A 19,589-nucleotide genomic window follows, 5' to 3' on the forward strand; every position below is an offset into this window, starting at 1 on the left:
CGACAGGGTTTCTTCGTGGTGATCGCGAGCGCGCTACGGCGGCCATTGGATCGCGCCGTCAGTCAAACCACTTGAACGATAGGAGCGATGTAGAGCCCCTCTCCCGCTTGCGGGAGAGGGGTTGGGGTGAGGGTGTGTGAGGAGTTGTAGGCAAAGCAAGAGCATTCGCGCCTGCGGCGCTCATTCCCTCACCCCAGCCCTCTCCCGCGCCCCGAAGGAAGTCACCTTGGGTGGCAAGCGGGAGAGGGAGAAGGCACGGTTTAGTCGCAACTCTTTCAGCTACCCCACTCAATCCCTAACCAACGTCGATTTCCCGAACAAACTCTCCACCAGATCGATCGCCACCAACGCCGTGCCGTTATCGCGATCCAGGATCGGATTGAGCTCGACGATGTCCAGCGACCCCACCCGCCCGCTCTCGGCGATCATCTCCATCGCCAACTGCGCCTCGCGGTAGTTGGGCCCGCCCGCGACCACGGTGCCGACGCCCGGCGCGATGCTGGGATCGAGGAAATCGACATCGAAGCTGACATGGATGTGGGTGTTGTCGTCCACCCCATCCAGCGCCTGCTCCATCACCCGCCGAATGCCGATGTCGCCGATCTTGCGCATGTCGTATACCGGCAAGCCATGGCGCTTGATCAGTTGCTTCTCGCCGGCATCGACCGAGCGCGTACCGATCTGGCGCATCTCATCGACCTGCATCGCCGGCGCTTGCCCGCCCAGGTGGGTGAGTTCGCGCGGCCCCAGTCCGATGAGGCAGGCCACCGGCATGCCGTGCATGTTGCCGGTCGGGGTGATGTCGTGGGTGTTGAAGTCGGCATGCGCGTCCAGCCACAGCACGCGCAGTTTCTTGCCGTGTTCGCGGCAATGCCTGGCGACCGCGGTGATCGAACCCAGTCCCAGGCAGTGATCGCCGCCGAGCAGGATCGGCATGCGGCCGCCGCGCAACTCGGCGCCGACCGCGTCCATCACGCTTTGATTCCAGGCCACCACTTCGTCGAGATGGCGATAGCCGTCGACCGGTTCGGTCCAGGGATTGGGCGGGCCGTCCAGGTTGCCGCGGTCGGCCACGTCCAGGCCGAGCGCGCGCAACGATTCGCTGAGGCCGGCGATGCGCAGCGCTTCCGGGCCCAGGCGGGCGCCGCGATAGCCCGCGCCGATGTCGGTCGGTGCGCCGATCAGCGTGACCGCGGTTGGAGAGGGACTCATGTGTGTTCCTTGAAAGGCCGGGAATCGGGAATGGGGAATCGGGTATCGGGAATCCGATGTGGGCCACCCGGGCACCGGGATCGACAACAGCCAGGCGCTCGCAAGCACCCGCTTTTCGCCGTTCCCGTTCCCGACTCCCTATTCCCGATTCCCGGCTTCCCGCTCACTTCTCCACGAACGCCCGCTCGATCACGTAGTCGCCGGGCTCGCGCGTGCGCGGCGACGGCTTGAAGCCGCGACCTTCCAGCAGCATCGCGGTGTCTTCGAGCATCTGCGGGCTGCCGCACAGCATCACCCGGTCCTCGACAGGGTTCAGCGCCGGCAGGCCCAAGGTCTGCGCCATCAAGCCGTCGGCGATCGCATCGGTGATGCGGCCCTGGTTGCGGAACGGCTCGCGGGTGACGCTGGGGTAGTAGATCAGGCGCTCGCGCACCAGATCGCCGAGGAACTCGTGCGCGGGCAGTTCGCGTTCGAGGAAATCCGCGTAGGCCAGGTCGCTGATATGGCGCACGCCGTGCGCCAGCACCACGGTTTCGAAGCGCTCGTAGGTGAGCGGGTCGCGGATGATGCTCAGGAACGGCGCCAGCCCGGTGCCGGTGCCGAGCAGGTACAGGCGCTTGCCGGGATTGAGGTCGTTGAGCACCAGCGTGCCGGTGGGACGCCGGCTCACCAGCACTTCGTCGCCGCTGCTGATGTGGCGCAGCCGCGAAGTCAGCGGGCCGTCGGGCACCTTGATGCTGAAGAACTCCAGATGCTCTTCGTAGTGCGCGCTGGCGATCGAGTAGGCGCGCATCAGCGGCCTGCCGTCTACTTCCAGCCCGACCATCACGAAGTGGCCGCTGTCGAAGCGGAAGCCCGGATCGCGGGTGGTGCGAAAGCTGAACAAGCTGTCGTTCCAGTGTTTGACGTCGATGACGCGTTCGGTCGCCAACTGCATCGTCGTGACTCCTTGTTATGGACATATTCCGTACACGCAGTCCGCCGGGACGCTCGGTCACCCGGCGGACGCGCGATTGTCATTAATGGGTGCCATCGCGGGTAGCGCGCGCCGCGGCTCGCGGACGAATGGCGGACCCATACCAGCACATTATCTTTGCCGCCGGGGAACGGATATTCAAAAGAATGATCCGCGTCACTGGATTATCGGGCCTGCTTCTTTGACTGCGGCTTGAACTTGCCTTGAATATGGCGCCCTGAATGACCCGGGCGCCATCCGGCCCGCGGACCCGGCTGAAACAATACGGAAACGTATTATCCAGGCCACTCAAACCACATCACCGCGAGGGTCGCATGGACGATTCGACGGCTTGCTATGCGCCAAACAAATCAAGACCTTATGCCATAGCGACTACCGCCGCGCATGGCTTTGGCAACGGCGATCGCAATATCGCCATGAAAACCCTGCCAGGCGCGGATATTGATAATGGAGCGCGGCGATGAACCCATTATCTGATGCCCGTACGGGGCTGCCTGAGGGGTCTCGTTCCGGATGTGACGCAGACGACGTTATCACCAGCCCGCTCCCTGCCCCCACCGCTTCGCCAAACCAAACCGCCACCGCGGTCACGCCGTCCCGGATAAACAAGTTCGAGTTTCTGCGTTATCTGGCGCACCCGATATTATTGTCGTCGGTGGTTATCTATTCAGTAACCGCGATAACCCTGGAGTGGAATCTCGGCGCCGCCAGCATGGCCTATGTGCTGGCCACCATCGTTTATCTGGCCGGGCTGGAGCGGCTGATTCCCTATGAGCGCGCGTGGCTGCCGACCCGGCGCGAATGGGGCCTGTACGCGCTGTACTTCGTCCTGACCGTGATCGGCGGCGCGCTGGCCCAGGTGCCGGTGATGGCGGTGGTGTCGAAAGTCGCACCGCTCCATCCGGCGCTGCCGCTATGGGCCGAAATCCCGCTGGCGCTGCTGCTCAGTTCGCTGGCGAGCTACGCGGTGCACCGCGCCGGCCACGACATCCCGCTGCTGTGGCGGCTGCACGGCGTGCATCACGTGCCGGACAAGGTCAACGTCGGCAACAACGGCGTCAACCACGTGTTCGACATCGTGCTGGCGCAGTTCTTCGTCCAGGTGAGTCTGTCGCTGATCGGTTTTTCCGAGCACGCGGTGTTCGCCGTCGGCGTCTTCATCATCGCCCAGGGCTATTTCGTCCACGCCAACATCGACGTGCGCCTGGGCTGGCTCAATCACCTGCTCGCCAGCCCCGAACTGCATCGCATGCACCACAGCTGCGACAAGGCCGAGGCCGGCCACTTCGGCTCGGACCTGTCGATCTGGGATCGATTGTTCGGCAGCTACACCTGGCGGCCCGACCGCCGGCCGCGCGCCATCGGCCTGTTCGACCCGGGCTCGTTCCCGCGCAACGGCGCGATCTTCTCGACCCTCATCCACCCGTTACGGCCGCGCAGGAAAGCACCGCGCGCGTAGCCGCGAACCGATCCGCTCTTCGCACCTCCCCAACCCTCTCGCGTCGGCAACGTAACAATCAAGGACTCGATCATGACGGACTCCAGCAAGAAGCCCACCTCCAGCGAGGCTCCGAGCAATGACGCCGCTTCGCAGGCCGCGGCCCAGGGCGCAGGCCACGACGCCGCGCCGGCCGCGGCCGAAGACCGCATCGCCATCGTAGGCATCGGCTGCCGCCTGCCCGGCGGCGCGTCGGACCATCGCGCGTTCTGGCAGAACCTGATCGAAGGCAAGGACTGCCTGAGCGCGACTCCGCTCAACCGCTACGACGTGCGCACGCTGGGCAGCAGCGACAAGAGCAAGCCCGGCCGGTTAGTCGGCGGGCGCGGCGGCTACATCGACGGCTTCGACGAATTCGATCCGGCCTTCTTCGGCATCAGCCCGCGCGAAGCCGACTACATGGACCCGCAGCAACGCAAGCTGCTGGAAGTGTCGTGGGAGGCGCTGGAAGACGGCGGCCTCAGGCCCGGCCAGCTCGCCGGCCAGGACATCGGCGTGTTCGTCGGCGCCTTCACCCTGGACTACAAGATCGTCCAGTTCGCCGACCTGAGCTTCGAGACGCTGGCCGCGCACACCGCCACCGGCACGATGATGACGATGGCGTCGAACCGCATCTCGTACTGCTTCGACTTCCGCGGCCCCAGCTTGTCGATCGACACCGCCTGCAGTTCCTCGCTGGTCGCCGTGCACCTGGCCTGCCACAGCCTGCGCCGGCGCGAGACCAGTCTGGCGCTGGCCGGCGGCACCCTGCTGCACATGACGCCGCAATACACCATCGCCGAAACCAAGGGCGGGTTCCTGTCGCCGGAAGGCAAGTCGCGCACCTTCGACGCCGCCGCCAACGGCTACGTGCGCGCCGAGGGCGTGGGCATCGTCGCGCTCAAGCGCCTGGACGACGCGTTGCGCGACGGCGATCCGATCTATGCGGTGATCGTCGGCACCGGCGTCAACCAGGACGGCCACAGCAACGGCATCACCGTGCCCAATCCCGATGCGCAGGTCGCGCTGATCAAGCGCGTGTGCGAAGAGGCCGGCATCGAACCGGGCAGCCTGCAGTACATGGAAGCGCACGGCACCTCGACGCCGGTCGGCGATCCGATCGAAGCCCGGGCGCTGGGCCGCGCGCTGGCGATCGGGCGCAAGCCCGGCGACAAGTGCTATGTCGGTTCGGTCAAGACCAACATCGGCCACACCGAAGCCGCCGCCGGCGTCGCCGGTCTGATCAAGACCGCGCTGGCGCTCAAGCACAAGACGATTCCGCCGCACATCAACCTCAACACGATCAATCCCGACATCGATCTGGCCTCGATGCCGTACGAGATCCCGACCCAGGTCACCGCCTGGCCCGAACACGAAGGCCCGGCGCGCGCCGGCGTCAATTCGTTCGGCTTCGGCGGCACCAACGCGCATGTGTTGCTGGAAGAAGCGCCGTTGCGCGAGAGCGCGCAGGCCGCGGCGCAAACGCAGGACGCGCAGCCGGCCACCGCCAGCGGCGCCTACAACATCCTGCCGCTGACCGCGCGCGACGCGGCCGCGTTCCCCGAGTTGGTCGCCGGTATCCGCAAGGAACTGGCGCGCGGCGGCGAGGATGCGATCTCGCTGCAGGACCTGGGTTACACCCTCGCCCATCGCCGCCAGCATCTGGATGCGCGGTTGTCCTTCGTCTACGACAGCCGCGCCGCGCTCGACGAGCGTCTGGCCGCGTTCGAAGCCGGCGAAGCGCATCCGCACATCATCGCCGACGAACGCCGCGGCACCGCGGCGCCGAAGCTGGCCTGGGTGTTCACCGGCATGGGCCCGCAGTGGTGGGCGATGGGCCGGCAGTTGTTCGACAACGATCCGATCTACCGCGAGGTGATCGAGCAATGCGATCGCGAACTGTCCAAGCACGTGGACTGGTCGTTGATCAAGGAAATGAACGCCGCCGAAGCCGATTCGCAGATGAGCGACACCTGGCTGGCGCAGCCGGCGAACTTCGCCGTGCAGATCGCGCTGGCGGCGATGTGGCGCGCCAAGGGCATCGTGCCCGACGCCATCGTCGGCCATAGCACCGGCGAGGTCGCCGCGTTCTACGCCGCCGGCGTCTACACCCTGGAACAAGCGGTGAAAGTGGTCGTGCACCGCAGCCGCCTGCAGCAGAAACTGGTCGATACCGGCAGCATGCTCGCCGTCAGTCTGACCGAGGCCGAAGCGCTCAAGCGGGTGAAGCCGTACGGCGATCGCGTCTCGGTGGCGGCGGTGAACAGCCCCACCGCGATCACCCTGGCCGGCGATCAGGACGCGCTGGCCGAACTGGCCGCCAAGCTGCAGGCCGAGCAGTTGTTCGCCAAGTTCCTGACCGTGCGCGTGCCGTACCACAGCGCCAAGATGGATCTGATCAAGGACGAATTGCTGCAGTGCCTGGACGGGCTGGCGCCGCATCCGGCGCAGTTGCCGCTGTACATGACCGCCAAGCCGGGCATCGCCCAGGGTCATGAGCTCGACGCTGGCTACTGGTGGGAGAACGTGCGCAACAGCGTCGGCTTCCGCGCCGCCATCGATCAGATGGCCGACGACGGCTTCGACCTGTTCCTGGAAATCGGCCCGCATCCGGTGCTGGGCCATTCGATCAACGAATGCTTCGCCGCGCGCGGCCTCAGCGCCAAGAGCGTCCCCTCGATCCGCCGCCAGGAAGACGAGGCCGCGCGCTTCACCGCCTCGCTGGCGACCTTGCACAACCTGGGCCTGGCGATCGACTGGAACGCGCTGCATCCGCGCGGCCGCCACGTCACCCTGCCGCGTTATCCGTTCAAGCGCGATCGCTACTGGGTCGAGCCGCGTCCGGTCGAACAGATCCGCCTGGGCCAGCTCGATCATCCGCTGCTGGGCCGGCGCATGGCCAATGCCGAGCCGACCTGGGAAGCCAAGCTCGACGCCGAACACCTGCCGTATCTGCAGGATCACCGCATCCAGGGCAACGTGCTGTTCCCGGCCGCGGGCTACATCGAAATGGCCGCGCAGGCGGTGCGCGCGATGACCGGCGGCGCTTCGGCGGCGATCGCCGACATCGAACTGCGCAAGGCCTTGTTCCTGCCCGACAGCGAAGCGGCCAGCGTGCAGTTGTCGTTCTCCTCCGACGGCGCCGGCTTCAACGTCTCGACCCTGAGCGCCGACGGCCTGGACCGCACCGTGCACGCCGCCGGCAGCGTCCGCGCCAGCCAGGGCCAGCGCCCCGGCCCGGCGCTGGATGCGCGCGCGGTGCGCGAACGCAGCCCGCTGTATCTGGCGCGTTCGGCCTGCTACGACGCGCTGGCGGCGATGGGCTATCACTACGGCCCGGCGTTCCAGGGCATCGAGGAAGTCTGGGTCGGCCACGGCGAAGCGCTGGCGCGGATCGTGCCGACCGAGCAACTGCAAGGCGGCGCGGCCGATCATCACTTCCATCCGGCCATGCTCGACGCCTGCTTCCAGGCGCTGCTGACGCCGCAGATCCTCAAGCGCCAGAGCGGCGACGCCGACGACAGCGGCATCCGCCTGCCGCTGTCGATCCAGGAAGTGCGCACCGACGCCATCGGCGACCGCGCGCTGTGGGTGCATGCGCTGATCACCTTTGATGGCGGCGACGAGCTCATCGGCGATATCCACGTCTACGACGAACACGGCGCCCCGCTCGGCCGCGTCGGCGGCTTCCGCGCGGCCAATGTCGAGAACGCCTCGGCCAAGGTCAGCCTGAGCACGATCGACAACTGGCTGGCCGACGTGCAGTGGATCGAGCGAAGCACCGACGCGGCCGATTCGGCCGAGGCCGGCGAGACCGACGGCTGGCTGATCTTCGCCGACGAACAAGGCCTGGGCGACGAACTCGCCGCGCTGGCCGTGCAGCGTGGCGAGCGCGTGCATCTGGTGCGGCCGGGCAAGCGCTACAAACTGGAGAAAGACCTTCGCGAATCGTCGGTCACGCCCGGCGCGAGCAAGGACCTGCAGCGCCTGTTCGCCGATCTGAACAAGACCGGCAACGGCCGCTTCGGCACGATCGTGCATCTGTGGAATCTGGATCAGCCCACGCTCGATGAGATCGACGCGCGCGCACTGCACAGCGGCAACAGCCGCGGCGCGTATTCGCTGATCGCGCTGAGCCAGGCGCTGGCGTCCTCGCATCCGCACGGCCGTCTGCACATCGTCACCCGCGGCACCCAGGCGGTCGCGCGCGGCGACGCGGTCGAGCCGCTGGGCGCGCCGGCCTGGGGCATCGGCCGGGTGCTGTGGTACCAGGAATTGGTCGGCCAGCGCGGCAAGCTGATCGATCTGCCCCTTGTCGCCGACAACGATCCGACCGTGCGCGTCGGCGAAGCGGCGCTGCTGCGTCGCGAGGTGTTGTCGATCGACGAAGACGAGATCGCCCTGCGCGACGGCAAGCGCTACACCAGCCGCCTGTTGCCGGCGGCGGAACTGACCAAGCCGCTGCCGCTGCGCTTGCGCAGCGATGGCGCCTACTTGATCACCGGCGCGTTCGGCGCGCTGGGCCGCCTGCTCTGCCGCACCCTGGTCAAGCGCGGCGCGCGCAAACTGATCCTGGTCGGCCGCAGCAAACTGCCGCCGCGCGCGCAATGGCGCGATACCGAAGCCGACACCACCGTCGGCCGCAACGTGCGCTTCCTCAAGGAACTCGAACGCCTCGGCGCCGAGCCGATCCTGGCCCAGCTCGACATCACCGACGAAGGCGCGCTGCGCGGCTGGCTGGCCGATTACCGCCAGCGCGACCTGCCGCCGATCCGCGGCGCCTTCCATCTGGCCGGGCAAGTGCGCGACACCTTGCTGGCGGAAATGGAACGCGAGACTTTCGACACCGTCTACGATCCGAAAGTCGTCGGCGGCTGGCTGCTGCACAAGTACCTGGCCGATCAGCCGCTGGAACATTTCGTGCTGTTCGCTTCGATCGCGTCCCTGGTCACCACCGCCGGCCAGAGCAATTACGCCGCCGGCAACGCCTTCCTCGACGCCCTCGCCCACCATCGCCGCGCGCAGGGACTGCCGGCGCTGGCGCTGGACTGGGGCCCGTGGGCGACCGGCATGATCGAAGAGCTCGGCCTGATCGACCATTACCGCAACAGCCGCGGTATGAGCTCGCTGTCGCCCGATGCGGGCATGGACGTGCTCGAACGCGTGATCGGCCAGGATCGCGCACAGCTGCTGGTCGCGACCGTGGTCGATTGGCCGATCTTCCTGGCCTGGTACGCCTCGCCGCCGCCGCTGGTGGTCGAGCTGGCCAAGCACGGCGCCGGCAGCGGCAGCAACGAACACGGCAGCTTCGTGGAAGCCTTCCGCGACGCCGACGCCGACACGCGCTGGAACCTCCTCAACGAGCGCTTCCACGGCCTGATCGCCCAGGTCATGCGGATCAAGCACGAACAGATCGACACCGACGCCAGCCTCAACGCGCTCGGCCTGGATTCACTGCTGGCGATGGAACTGCGCGCGCGCATCCACACCGAACTGAAGGTCGCGCTGCCGGTGGTGACCTTGCTCAGCAGTTCCTCGATCGGCACGCTCGGCGAACAACTGCATGCCGCGCTGATCGAACTGGTCGCGGCCGACGGCCAGGACGACGGTTCCTCTCAGTTCATCGCCCACACCGACGACACCCGCTATCCGCTGACCCAGAACCAGAACGCGCTGTGGTTCCTCAAACAGCTCAATCCGGACGGCTTCGCGTACAACATCGGCGGCGCGGTGGAAGTGCGCGCCGAACTGGAACCTGAGCTGATGTTCGCGGCGGTGCGCGTGCTGATCGCGCGCCATCCCAGCCTGCGCGCCAACTTCATGCTCGACCAGGGCCAGGCGGTGCAGAAGATCTCCGCCGAGGGCAAGTACGACATCGCCCTGTTCGACGCCCAGGACAGGAGCTGGGACGAGATCTACCAGCAGATCATCCGCGAGTACCGCAAGCCTTACGACCTGGAACACGATGCGCTGGTGCGCTTTCGCTTGTTCAAGCGCGGCAAGGATCGCTGGGTGATCATGAAGGCCGTCCATCACATCATCTCGGACGCGATCTCCACCTTCACCTTCATCGAAGAACTGCTGGCGGTGTACGAAGGCCTGCGCCGCGGCGAAAAAGTCGAACTGGCGCCGGTGCGCTCCAAGTACCTGGACTTCCTCAATTGGCAGAACAAGTTCCTGGCCGGGCGCGACGCGGCCAAGATGCTCAGCTACTGGCGCGATCACCTGCCCGAGCAGGTGCCGATCCTGGCCCTGCCGACCGACAAGCCGCGTCCGATCGTGCAGACCCACAACGGCGCCTCGGAGTTCTTCACCCTCGACACCGAGCTCAGCGCGCGCATCCACAGCCTGGCGCGCGAGAACGGCGTGACCGTGTTCATGGTCCTGCTGAGCGCGTACTACATCCTGCTGCACCGCTACACCGGCCAGGACGACGTGATCGTCGGCAGCCCGGTGATGGGGCGCACTCAGGAAGAGTTCGCGCAGGTCTACGGCTATTTCGTCAATCCGCTGCCGCTGCACGTGAATCTGGCGGCGCAGCCGAGCATCTCGGAAATCCTCGCCCAGGTGCAGCAGATCGTGCTCAACGGCTTGGACAACCAGGAGTATCCGTTCGTGCTGCTGGTCGAGAAGCTGGGCCTGCAGCACGACCCGAGCCGCTCGGCGGTGTTCCAGGCCATGTTCATCCTGCTCTCGCACAAGGTCGCCACGGAGAAGTACGGCTACCGTCTGGAGTACATCGAACTGCCGGAAGAAGAAGGCCAGTTCGACCTCACCCTGTCGGCCTACGAGGACGAAGCCGACCAGCGCTTCCATTGCGTGTTCAAGTACAACACCGACCTGTTCCACGCCCAGACCGTGCAGCGGCTGGCCAGCCACTACGTCAACCTGCTCGACGAACTGACCCGCGCGCCGGCCGACAGTTCGATCGCGCAACTGCAGTTGCTCGGCGCCGACGAACGCCGCACGGTGCTGGAACACTGGAGCGGCGCGGAGGAACTCGCCGACGCCGCGCGTCCGGTGCATCGGCTGATCGCGCAGATCGCCAAGGCCAAGCCCGACAGCATCGCGGTGACAGCGCCGAGCGAATCGGGCGACACCCGCCAGCTCAGCTACGGCGAACTGGAACGCCGCTCCAACCGCCTGGCGCGCAAGCTGCGCGAGTTGGGCGTGCGCGACGGCGCGGTGGTGGCCCTGTGCCTGGACAAGTCGCCGGAACTCATCGTTATCCTGCTCGCCGTGCTCAAGGCCGGCGGCGCGTATCTGCCGCTGGACCCGGACTATCCCTCGGAGCGACTGGCCTACATGGCCAGCCATGCCGGCGCGCAGTTCGCGGTGGTCGATGAGGAACGCCGCGAACGTTTGGCTGGCTGGAACGGCGAAGTGCTCACGCCCGACGATCTGCACCTGATCGCCGACGCCGACACCGATGCCTCGCCGGTGGATTTCCCGGTCGAGATGAATCACACCGCGTACGTGATCTACACCTCCGGCTCGACCGGCAAGCCCAAGGCGGTGCGCGTGACCCACGCTAACCTGGCCTCCGCCTACGCGGGCTGGGAGCGCGAGTACCGATTGGACGAAACCCGCGCGCATCTGCAGATGGCGAGCTTCTCCTTCGACGTGTTCGCCGGCGATCTGGTCCGCGCCCTGTGCTCGGGCAGCACCCTGGTGCTGATCACCCGCGAGCTGTTGTTCAACACCCAGCGCCTGTACCAGATCATGCTCGACCAGCGCGTCGATGCGGGCGAATTCGTGCCGGCGGTGGTGCGCGGGGTGATGGACTACTGCGAGCGCGAAGGCAAGCGCCTGGACTTCATGCGCCTGCTGATCGTCGGCTCGGACGTGTGGAAGGTCGAGGAATACCGGCGCCTGCGCGCACTGGCCGGCGCCGATACGCGGGTGATCAACTCCTACGGCCTCAGCGAAGCGACCATCGACAGCACTTACTTCGAAGGCGATGCCGCCGATCTGGAAGCCAGCCGCATGGTACCGATCGGCCGCGCCTTCCCCAACAGCGCGCTGTACATCCTGGATGCTCATCAACAGCCGGTGCCGGCCGGCGTGCCGGGCGAGTTGTGGATCGGCGGCAGCGGCGTCAGCGCCGGCTATGTCGGCGACGACGAACAGACCGCGCAGCGTTTCCGCGAATTGCCGCTGGGCCGCGGCGGGCAGCCGCGGCGGGTGTATCGCAGCGGCGACCTCGCGCGCTGGAGCGCCGACGGCGAAGTGCAGTTGATCGGCCGCGCCGACAATCAGGTCAAGGTGCGCGGGCATCGCGTGGAAATCGGCGAGATCGAATCGCAGTTGGCGGCGTGGCCGGCGATCGGCCAGACCGTGATCAGCGTGCGCGAGGACGCCAACGGCGAGACCGCGCTGTGCGCCTATTGCATCGCTGCGAACGAGGGCGAGCGCTTGAACTGGCGTGCGCTGCGCGAGCACCTGGCCGCGTACCTGCCGACCTTCATGATCCCGACCCACTACGTGCAGCTCGACGCGTTCCCGCTGTCGGCCAACGGCAAGGTCGATCTGGCCGCGTTGCCGGCGCCGGACGGCAACGACGCGCAGGCCGAGTTCGAAGCGCCGGTGACCTTGTACGAAGTGCGCATGGCCGAACACTGGAAGCAGTTGCTGGGCCTGGAGCAGGTCGGCCTGCAGCACGATTTCTTCGAAGTCGGCGGCAGCTCGATCAAGCTGATCGAACTGATCTACAACCTGCAGACCGAGTTCAACATCGCCATCGCGGTCAGCCAGTTGTTCAAGGTCACCACCCTGCACGGCATGGCCAAGACGGTCGAGGCGATCAGCCTGGGCCGGGTCGCCGGCGCCCAGCCGTACCTGCGCTTCAATCAGGGCCGCAGCCACGAACAGACGATCTTCTGCTTCCCGCCGGCCGGCGGCCACGGCCTGGTCTATCGCCAGCTCGCCGTGCACATGCCCGAGTACGAGTTCGTATCGTTCAACTACATACTCGGCGACGAAAAGATCGCCAGCTACGCCGACCTGATCGAAAGCATCCACGCGCCCGACGGCCATTGCACCTTGTTCGGCTATTCGCTCGGCGGCAACCTGGCTTTCGAAGTGGCGAAGGAACTCGAACGCCGCGGCCGCGAGGTGCCCAACGTGGTGATCATGGATTCCTACCGCATCCCGGAATCCTTCGAACTGGGCAACGAGCATTTCGAAGCCTTCGAACGCGAACTCACCGAGCACCTGCGCAAGCACACCGGCTCGGAGATCGTCGCGCAGGAAACCCTTGAACAGGCCAAGGACTACATCCGCTTCTGCAGCCAGACCCCGAATATCGGCGTGATCGCAGCGCCGGTGAGCGTGATCTCCGACGAAGACAAGCTGGTGTTCTACGGCACCGGCCACCGCGGCACCTGGCATGGCAGCTCGACCACGCGCAGCCAGGTCTACAAGGGCTTCGGCAAGCACGCGGACATGCTCGATCACAACTACATCGCGCTCAACGCGGCCTTGGCGCGCGACATTCTGGTGGGAGGGCAGACCAATGCCGCCTGACGCCGCGCGGCCCGGGCCCGACTGGAGCGCGCGCGAGCGCGCCCCAGCCACCAGGCCCCGGGTGATCATCATCGGCGCCGGCATGGCCGGCATGGCCACCGGCTGCTACGGGCAGATGAGCGGGCTGGACACGCGCATCTTCGAAAAGCACGTGCTACCGGGCGGCTGCTGCACGGCGTGGTCGCGCAAGGGCTACATCTTCGATTACTGCATCGAGTGGCTCAACGGCACCGCGCCGGGCAACAACGCCAATCAGGTCTGGCGCGAGCTCGGCGCGCTCGACGGCAAGACGGTCAAGAACTTCGAGCTGTTCAACAAGGTCGTCGATGAGCACGGCCGCGAGGTCAGGTTCTACAACGATCCCGATCGCCTGGAACAACATCTGCGCGAGGTCTCGCCCGCCGATGCGCCGCTGATCAAGGCCTTCTGCGACGATCTGCGCCGTTTCGCCAAACTGACCCTGCATCCGTTCCTGACCCCGCCGCCGCTGGAAACCTGGCGCGAGAAACTGGCCACGCTGCGCCAGGTGCTGCCGGCGTTCCGCCTGTTCTGGCGCACCGGCGCGGCGCAGATGGGCGCATACGCGGATCGCTTCGCCGATCCGCTGCTGCGCCGCGGCTTTCGCAACATGTTCTTCCAGGACCCGCAGAACTTCGCGGTGCTGCCGTATCTGTACAACCTGGCCGAGGCGCATAACGACAACGTCGGCTTTCCGCAGGGCGGCTCGCTCGGCCTGTCGCGCTCGGTCGAAGAACGCTATCTCGGCCTGGGCGGGCATATCGCTTATCGCACACGGGTGGATCGGGTGTTGATCGAGGACGGGCGCGCGGTCGGGGTCGAACTCAAGAACGGCGAGCGCCATTACTCCGACCACGTCGTCGCCGCCTGCGACGGCGTGTTCACCCTGCACAATCTGCTCGACGGCAAGTACAGCAATCCGCGCCTGGACAAATTGTTCAACGACGTATTGCACCGGCCGGGCGAACGCTATCCCGGCGTGGTCTCGGCCTTCGTCGGATTCGAAGGCGACGTCCCCGCCGGCGAATCGCACAGCACCACGTATCTGCTCAGCAAGCTCGACGCCGCCCGGCTGCCCGGCGGCGACCAGGGCAGCATCGTGGTGCAGTTGCGCTCGCGCTATTCCGACGGCTTCGCGCCGCCCGGAAAATCGGTGATCCACTGCACCTACTTCAGCGACTACGACTATTGGAAGACGCTTCGCATTAGCGACCGCAAGCAGTACTGGGCGAAGAAGCGCGAGGTGGCGCAGTTCGTGCGCGAGTTCCTGGAAAAGAAATACCCGGGCATCGGTGAGCGCATCGAACTGGTCGATGTCGGCACGCCGGCCACCACCGAGCGCTACACCGGCAACCACAAGGGCGCGATTCTGGCCTGGAAATCGCCCGACGCCGACGATCTGCTCGCCGACCTGATCAAGAAAGACCGCATGCGCCTGCAAGGCCTGAGCGGTTTCTCGATGGCCGGGCACTGGATCAACGGCGGCAGCCTGATCAAGGCCGCTTCCAGCGGCCGCTTCGCCGCGCGCTTCCTGTGCGAGGAACTCGGCGTGCCGTTCCGCGCCTGGGAAAGCGGCAACACCGAACCGTGGCACCGCGACAAGCTCGGCCATCTGCCGCAACTGGACAAGGACCCGCCGCTGGAAACCGCGGCGCGGCCGCTGCGCCTGGTCGAAACCCCGCCGTTGTCCGCGCTCGCGCCGGCAACGGCCGTCTGAGCCGCGAGGAGGCCGCACTCATGATTCCAAGCTTCGCCGACATTCGCCGCCCCACCGGAGCCATCGCCCATGGCTCGTGACAGCGGCCCCGACTGGAGCGACCGCGCGCCGCGCGCGAACGGGCGGCCGCGGGTCATCGTCATCGGCGGCGGTGTCAGCGGCATGGCCGCGGGCATCTACGGCCAAATGAACGGCATGGACACGCGCATCTTCGAAACCCACGTATTGCCGGGCGGCTGCTGCACGGCGTGGTCGCGCCAGGGCTATATCTTCGATTACTGCATCGAATGGCTGATCGGCACCGGTGCGGGCAACGACGCGAATCAGATCTGGCGCGAACTGGGCGCGCTCGACGGCAAGAGCGTGCGCGACTTCGACATGTTCAACAAAGTGACGGACGAAAACGGGCGCTCGGTGATCTTCTACAACGATCCCGACCGGCTCGAACGCCATCTGCTGGAGATCTCGCCGGCCGATCACGCGCTGATCCGCTCGTTCTGCGCCGACCTGCGCCGCTTCATCAAGATCGAGATGTACCCGTTCCTGAAACCCGATCCGCTCAAGAGCGTAGGCGAGAAGCTCAAGACTCTGTGGGAGATCCTGCCGGCGTTCCGCCTGTTCTGGCGCAACGCCGCCACGCCGATGCACGCCTTCGCGGACAAGTTCCAGGACCCGCTGCTGCGGCGCGCGTTCCGCAACATTTTCTATCAGGACCCGGAGTGTTTCCCGCTGCTGCCCTACCTCTACAACATGGCCTGCGCTTACAACCACAACGCCGGCTTTCCGCAAGGCGGCTCGCTGGGCCTGTCGCGTTCGATCGAGGAGCGCTACAACGCGCTTGGCGGAATCATGACTTATCGCGCCCGGGTCGATCGCATCCTGGTCGAGAACGGCCGCGCGGTCGGCGTCGAGCTCAAGGGCGGCGCGCGCCATTACGCCGATGTCGTGGTCTCCGCCGCCGACGGCCACACCACCATCTACGGCATGCTCGAAGGCAAGTACACCAATCCCACCATCGACACGCTGTACGAGGAAATGCTCAACAAGCCGGGCATCCTGTTTCCGGCGGTGGTCTCGGCCTTCGTCGGCCTGCACGGCGATTTCGATCCCGACGACTCGCACAGCACCACCTACATGCTCAGCGAGGAAGAAGGCGCGCGATTGCCCGGCGCCCTGCAGAACAGCATCGTGGTGCAGTTGCGTTCGCGCTACTCGGATGGTTTCGCCCCGCCCGGCCGCTCGGTGATCCACTGCACCTACTTCAGCGATTTCAACTACTGGCGCACCTTGCGCAGCGAAGATCGCAAGCGCTACTGGGCCGAGAAGAAACAGGTCGTGCAGTTCGTGCGCGAATTCCTGGACAAACGCTATCCGGGCATCGGCGAGCGCATCGAACTGGTGGATGTCGGCACGCCGGCTACCACCAAGCGCTACACCGGCAACAGCAACGGCAGCATCCTGGCCTGGAAGGCCTTCAGCGACGCCGAAGACCTGGCCAACGAACTGGTCAACAAGGGCCGCATGCAGTTGCCGGGGCTGAGCGGTTTCTACATGGCCGGCCAGTGGGTCGGCCTGGGCGGATTGATCCGCGCCGCGTCCTCGGGACGCTTCGTCATGCAGTTCATCTGCAAGGAAATCGGCCGCGAGTTCCAGGCCACGGAAAGCGTCGCTGCCGCCCCCTGGCATACGGGAAAGCTCGGCCATTTCCCGCAACTGGATAAAACCCCCCCGGAACGGCCGGCCCTCGCGCGCCACGCCGTGCCGGCGCTGGACCAAGTCTCCGCCGTCTGACCGAGCCTAAGGAAGCCAGGACCATGTCGCATACGCTGGGCAACAGAGAAAACATGATCATCATCGGCGCGGGGCTGGGCGGCTTGTCCACCGGCTGCTACGCGCAGATGAACGGCTACAAGACGCAGATCTTCGAGATGCACGAAATCCCCGGCGGCTGCTGCACCGCCTGGGAGCGCGGAGATTTCACCTTCGACTGCTGCATCAGCTGGCTGCTCGGCAACGGCCCGGGCAACGAGATGCATCAGATCTGGATGGAACTGGGCGCGCTGCAGGGCAAGCAGATGCGCCACTTCGACGTGTTCAACATCGTGCGCGGCGCCAACGGCCGCACCGTGTACTTCTATTCCGATCCCGATCGCCTGGAAGCGCATCTGCTGGAGCATTCGCCGCAAGACGCCAAGCTGATCCGCGACTTCGTAAAGGGCCTGCGCAGCTTCCGCAAGGCGCTGGCGGTGTATCCCTTCCTCAAGCCGGTCGGGCTGATGGGGCGCTGGGAACGCTGGAAGATGCTGGCTTCGTTCATCCCCTACTTCAACGCGATCCGCAAGTCGATCAGCGTGTTGATGACCGATTATTCGGCCAGGTTCAAGGACCCGTTCCTGCGCGAGGCCTTCAACTTCATCCTCTACGAAAAGCACCAGAACTTCCCGGTGCTGCCGTTCTACTTCCAGTTGGCCTCGCACGCCAACCTGTCCGCGGGCGTGCCCGAGGGCGGATCGCTGGGCCTGGCCAAGTCGATCGAGGCGCGCTACCGGCGCCTGGGCGGCGAAGTGCACTACAACCACAAGGTGGAGGAAATCCTGGTCGACAACGATCGCGCCGTCGGCATCCGCCTGAGCGACGGCCGCGAGATCTTCTCCGACATCGTGGTTTCCGCCGCAGACGGCCACACCACCTTGATGAAGTTCCTCAAGGGCAAGTACCTCAACGACACCTACCGCAAGCTCTACACCGAGACCATCGAAAAACCGCACATGGTCTTTCCGGGGTACTTCATCACCTTTCTAGGCCTCAACAAGCCGTTCCCGGAAGGCGAGCCGTGCGCGACCTATCTGCTGGAGGAAGAGGAAGCCGCGGAGATGCTCGGCATCCGCCATCCCAGCATCAACGTGCAGTTCCGCAGCCAGCACTATCCCGAGCTGGCGCCGAAGGATCACAGCATCGTCTACGCCACCTACTTCTGCGACATCGCGCCGTGGCGCGCGCTCAACGAAGGCCCCGAACAGGTCAGCCGCGTGCGCAAGGGCGAGCAGTTGCACACCCTGCCGGTGCGGCGCGGCCACGAGTACCACGCCGCCAAGCGCAAGGTCAGCAACGCCATGGTGCGCTTGCTGGAGAAGCGCTATCCCGGACTGAAGGACGCGATCACCGTGCGCGATGTCTCCAGCCCGCTCACCCAGGTGCGTTACACCGGCAACTACGACGGCACCGTGCTGGGCTGGCAGCCGTTCGTGGAAAGCGGCGAGACCATGGAAGAGGAAATCAAGAAGCACGGCCCGGTGATGCCCGGCCTGTCGAACTTCTATATCTCCGGCGTTTGGGCCACCACCGGCGGGCTGATCCGCGCCGCCGCCGCCGGCCGCCACGTCATGCACTTCGTGTGCAAGGACGACGGCAAGAACTTCGACGCCAGCATCGACGAAACCGCGCCGCCGCCGACCCACTACGTGCATCCGGTCGGCCCCTCGCGTCCGGCCTACGCGCCCGCCGCCGGATTCCCGCAACTCATCACCACCAGGACCGCCAGCACATGAAGATCGAAAAATGGGTAGTGCGCGAGCATGTCGAGGGCGTTCCCGATGCCGGCCGCATTTACGAAAAGATCGAGGAAGATCTGGATGTCCGCCTCGGCGAAGGGCAGATGCTGCTCAAGACCTTGTACGTGTCGGTCGATCCGTATCTGCAGGGCATCTGCCTGGATACGCCGATCGGCGATCACATGGGCGCCGATTCGATCATGGAGGTGATCGACGCCGATGCGAAGGCGCCGTTCAAGCCCGGCGATCTGTTGCAAGGGTTTGGGGGTTGGCGGACGCATTTGGTCAGCGACGGCAAGCCGGCGCTTTGGCAGACCGGTACCTTTCCGATGGTATTCCCGGCCTATCGCAAACTCGACCCGGCCCATTACGACGACACCCTGCCGCTGGCCACCGCGCTCGGCGCGATGGGCGGCCCCGGCATGACCGCGTGGGGCACCTTGACCAAGTTCATGCAGGTCAAGCCCGGCGACACCATCGTCATCAGCGGCGCCTCGGGCATGATCGGCAGCCTGGTCGGGCAAATGGCCAAGCGCGCCGGCGCGCGCGTGGTCGGCACCGCCGGTTCGGCGGAAAAGGCGCAGTACCTCAGCGGGCTGGGCTTCGATGCGGTCGTCGATTACAAGGCCAACGATACCGCCGACAAGATGCACGAAGCGCTGCGCCGGGCCGCGCCCGATGGCGTGGACAAATACTTCGACAGCATCGGCGGCATGGTCACCGACGTGGTGTTCTCGATGCTCAACGTCGGCAGCCAGGTCGCGGTGTGCTGGCAGTGGGCGAGCCAGGTCGAACAGGACTACAGCGGGCCGCGCCTGTTGCCGTACATCATGTTTCCGCGCGCGACCATCCGCGGCATCTTCTCGCTGGAGTGGTTCACCGAACCCAACTGGCAGGCCTTGCACGAAGACCTGGGCGGCATGATCCGGCGCCGCGAGCTCAGTTCGGCGCACACCATCCGCGAAGGCTTCGACGCGATTCCGCAGGCGTACCAGAGCCTGTTCGCCGGTGGCGCCAACAATCGCGGCAAGGTGCTGGTCAAGCTGTAATCCCCTTCCGTCGTCGCTGCCTCGCGCGCCCGTCTTCGACAGCGGCGCGCGAGACCCGCGCGCC

The 19,589-nt window shown here is 66.0% G+C and carries 9 protein-coding genes; 7 read left to right on the plus strand and 2 right to left on the minus strand.

What is annotated here, in order from left to right:
• Nucleotides 1-288 precede the first annotated feature (288 nt).
• Nucleotides 289-1,212, minus strand: a complete 924-nt coding sequence (gene rocF / locus LG3211_RS14530; protein WP_057943465.1) for an arginase — start codon at nt 1,210-1,212, stop codon at nt 289-291.
• Between the two features lie 163 nt (nt 1,213-1,375).
• Nucleotides 1,376-2,149 carry a ferredoxin--NADP reductase gene (locus LG3211_RS14535; protein WP_057943466.1) on the minus strand — a complete coding sequence of 258 codons (774 nt, stop codon included), beginning with the start codon at nt 2,147-2,149 and terminating at the stop codon, nt 1,376-1,378.
• Between the two features lie 353 nt (nt 2,150-2,502).
• Between LG3211_RS14535 and LG3211_RS26465 the strand changes: the two genes are divergently transcribed.
• The 7 genes from LG3211_RS26465 (at nt 2,503) to LG3211_RS14565 (ending at nt 19,525) form a co-directional block, all read left to right on the plus strand.
• Nucleotides 2,503-2,652, plus strand: a complete 150-nt coding sequence (locus tag LG3211_RS26465; RefSeq protein WP_187313022.1) for a hypothetical protein — start codon at nt 2,503-2,505, stop codon at nt 2,650-2,652.
• A gap of 191 nt (nt 2,653-2,843) precedes the next feature.
• Entirely contained in the window at nt 2,844-3,647 is an 804-nt protein-coding gene (locus LG3211_RS14540; protein WP_222837505.1) for a sterol desaturase family protein, read from the plus strand.
• Nucleotides 3,648-3,719: 72 nt separating this feature from the next.
• A complete protein-coding gene (locus LG3211_RS14545) occupies nt 3,720-13,190 on the plus strand; it encodes an HSAF biosynthetic non-ribosomal peptide synthetase/polyketide synthase (protein WP_083512548.1) in 9,471 nt (3,156 codons plus the stop codon).
• Nucleotides 13,180-14,925 (plus strand): phytoene desaturase family protein, encoded by a 1,746-nt coding sequence (locus tag LG3211_RS14550; RefSeq protein WP_083512549.1) that lies wholly within the window; start codon nt 13,180-13,182, stop codon nt 14,923-14,925. The genes LG3211_RS14545 and LG3211_RS14550 overlap by 11 nt, the downstream gene beginning before the upstream one ends.
• Before the next feature lie 69 nt (nt 14,926-14,994).
• Nucleotides 14,995-16,716 (plus strand): phytoene desaturase family protein, encoded by a 1,722-nt coding sequence (locus tag LG3211_RS14555; RefSeq protein ID WP_083512550.1) that lies wholly within the window; start codon nt 14,995-14,997, stop codon nt 16,714-16,716.
• Nucleotides 16,717-16,739: 23 nt separating this feature from the next.
• Nucleotides 16,740-18,473 carry a phytoene desaturase family protein gene (locus tag LG3211_RS14560; protein WP_057943467.1) on the plus strand — a complete coding sequence of 578 codons (1,734 nt, stop codon included), beginning with the start codon at nt 16,740-16,742 and terminating at the stop codon, nt 18,471-18,473.
• Nucleotides 18,470-19,525 carry an MDR family NADP-dependent oxidoreductase gene (locus tag LG3211_RS14565; protein ID WP_057943468.1) on the plus strand — a complete coding sequence of 352 codons (1,056 nt, stop codon included), beginning with the start codon at nt 18,470-18,472 and terminating at the stop codon, nt 19,523-19,525. Before LG3211_RS14560 ends, LG3211_RS14565 begins: the two co-directional genes overlap by 4 nt.
• Nucleotides 19,526-19,589 lie beyond the last annotated feature (64 nt).

It is taken from the genome of Lysobacter gummosus (genome assembly GCF_001442805.1).
GTDB classification, from domain to species: Bacteria; Pseudomonadota; Gammaproteobacteria; order Xanthomonadales; family Xanthomonadaceae; genus Lysobacter; species Lysobacter gummosus.

What these genes read in the sequence shown, in the direction of transcription:
- LG3211_RS14550 (WP_083512549.1), top strand. Translation starts at nt 13,180, where the DNA reads ATGCCGCCTGACGCCGCGCGGCCCGGGCCCGACTGGAGCGCGCGCGAG.
- LG3211_RS14535 (WP_057943466.1), bottom strand. Translation starts at nt 2,149, where the DNA reads ATGCAGTTGGCGACCGAACGCGTCATCGACGTCAAACACTGGAACGAC.
- LG3211_RS14560 (WP_057943467.1), top strand. Translation starts at nt 16,740, where the DNA reads ATGTCGCATACGCTGGGCAACAGAGAAAACATGATCATCATCGGCGCG.
- rocF (WP_057943465.1), bottom strand. Translation starts at nt 1,212, where the DNA reads ATGAGTCCCTCTCCAACCGCGGTCACGCTGATCGGCGCACCGACCGAC.
- LG3211_RS14555 (WP_083512550.1), top strand. Translation starts at nt 14,995, where the DNA reads ATGGCTCGTGACAGCGGCCCCGACTGGAGCGACCGCGCGCCGCGCGCG.
- LG3211_RS14565 (WP_057943468.1), top strand. Translation starts at nt 18,470, where the DNA reads ATGAAGATCGAAAAATGGGTAGTGCGCGAGCATGTCGAGGGCGTTCCC.
- LG3211_RS14545 (WP_083512548.1), top strand. Translation starts at nt 3,720, where the DNA reads ATGACGGACTCCAGCAAGAAGCCCACCTCCAGCGAGGCTCCGAGCAAT.
- LG3211_RS26465 (WP_187313022.1), top strand. Translation starts at nt 2,503, where the DNA reads ATGGACGATTCGACGGCTTGCTATGCGCCAAACAAATCAAGACCTTAT.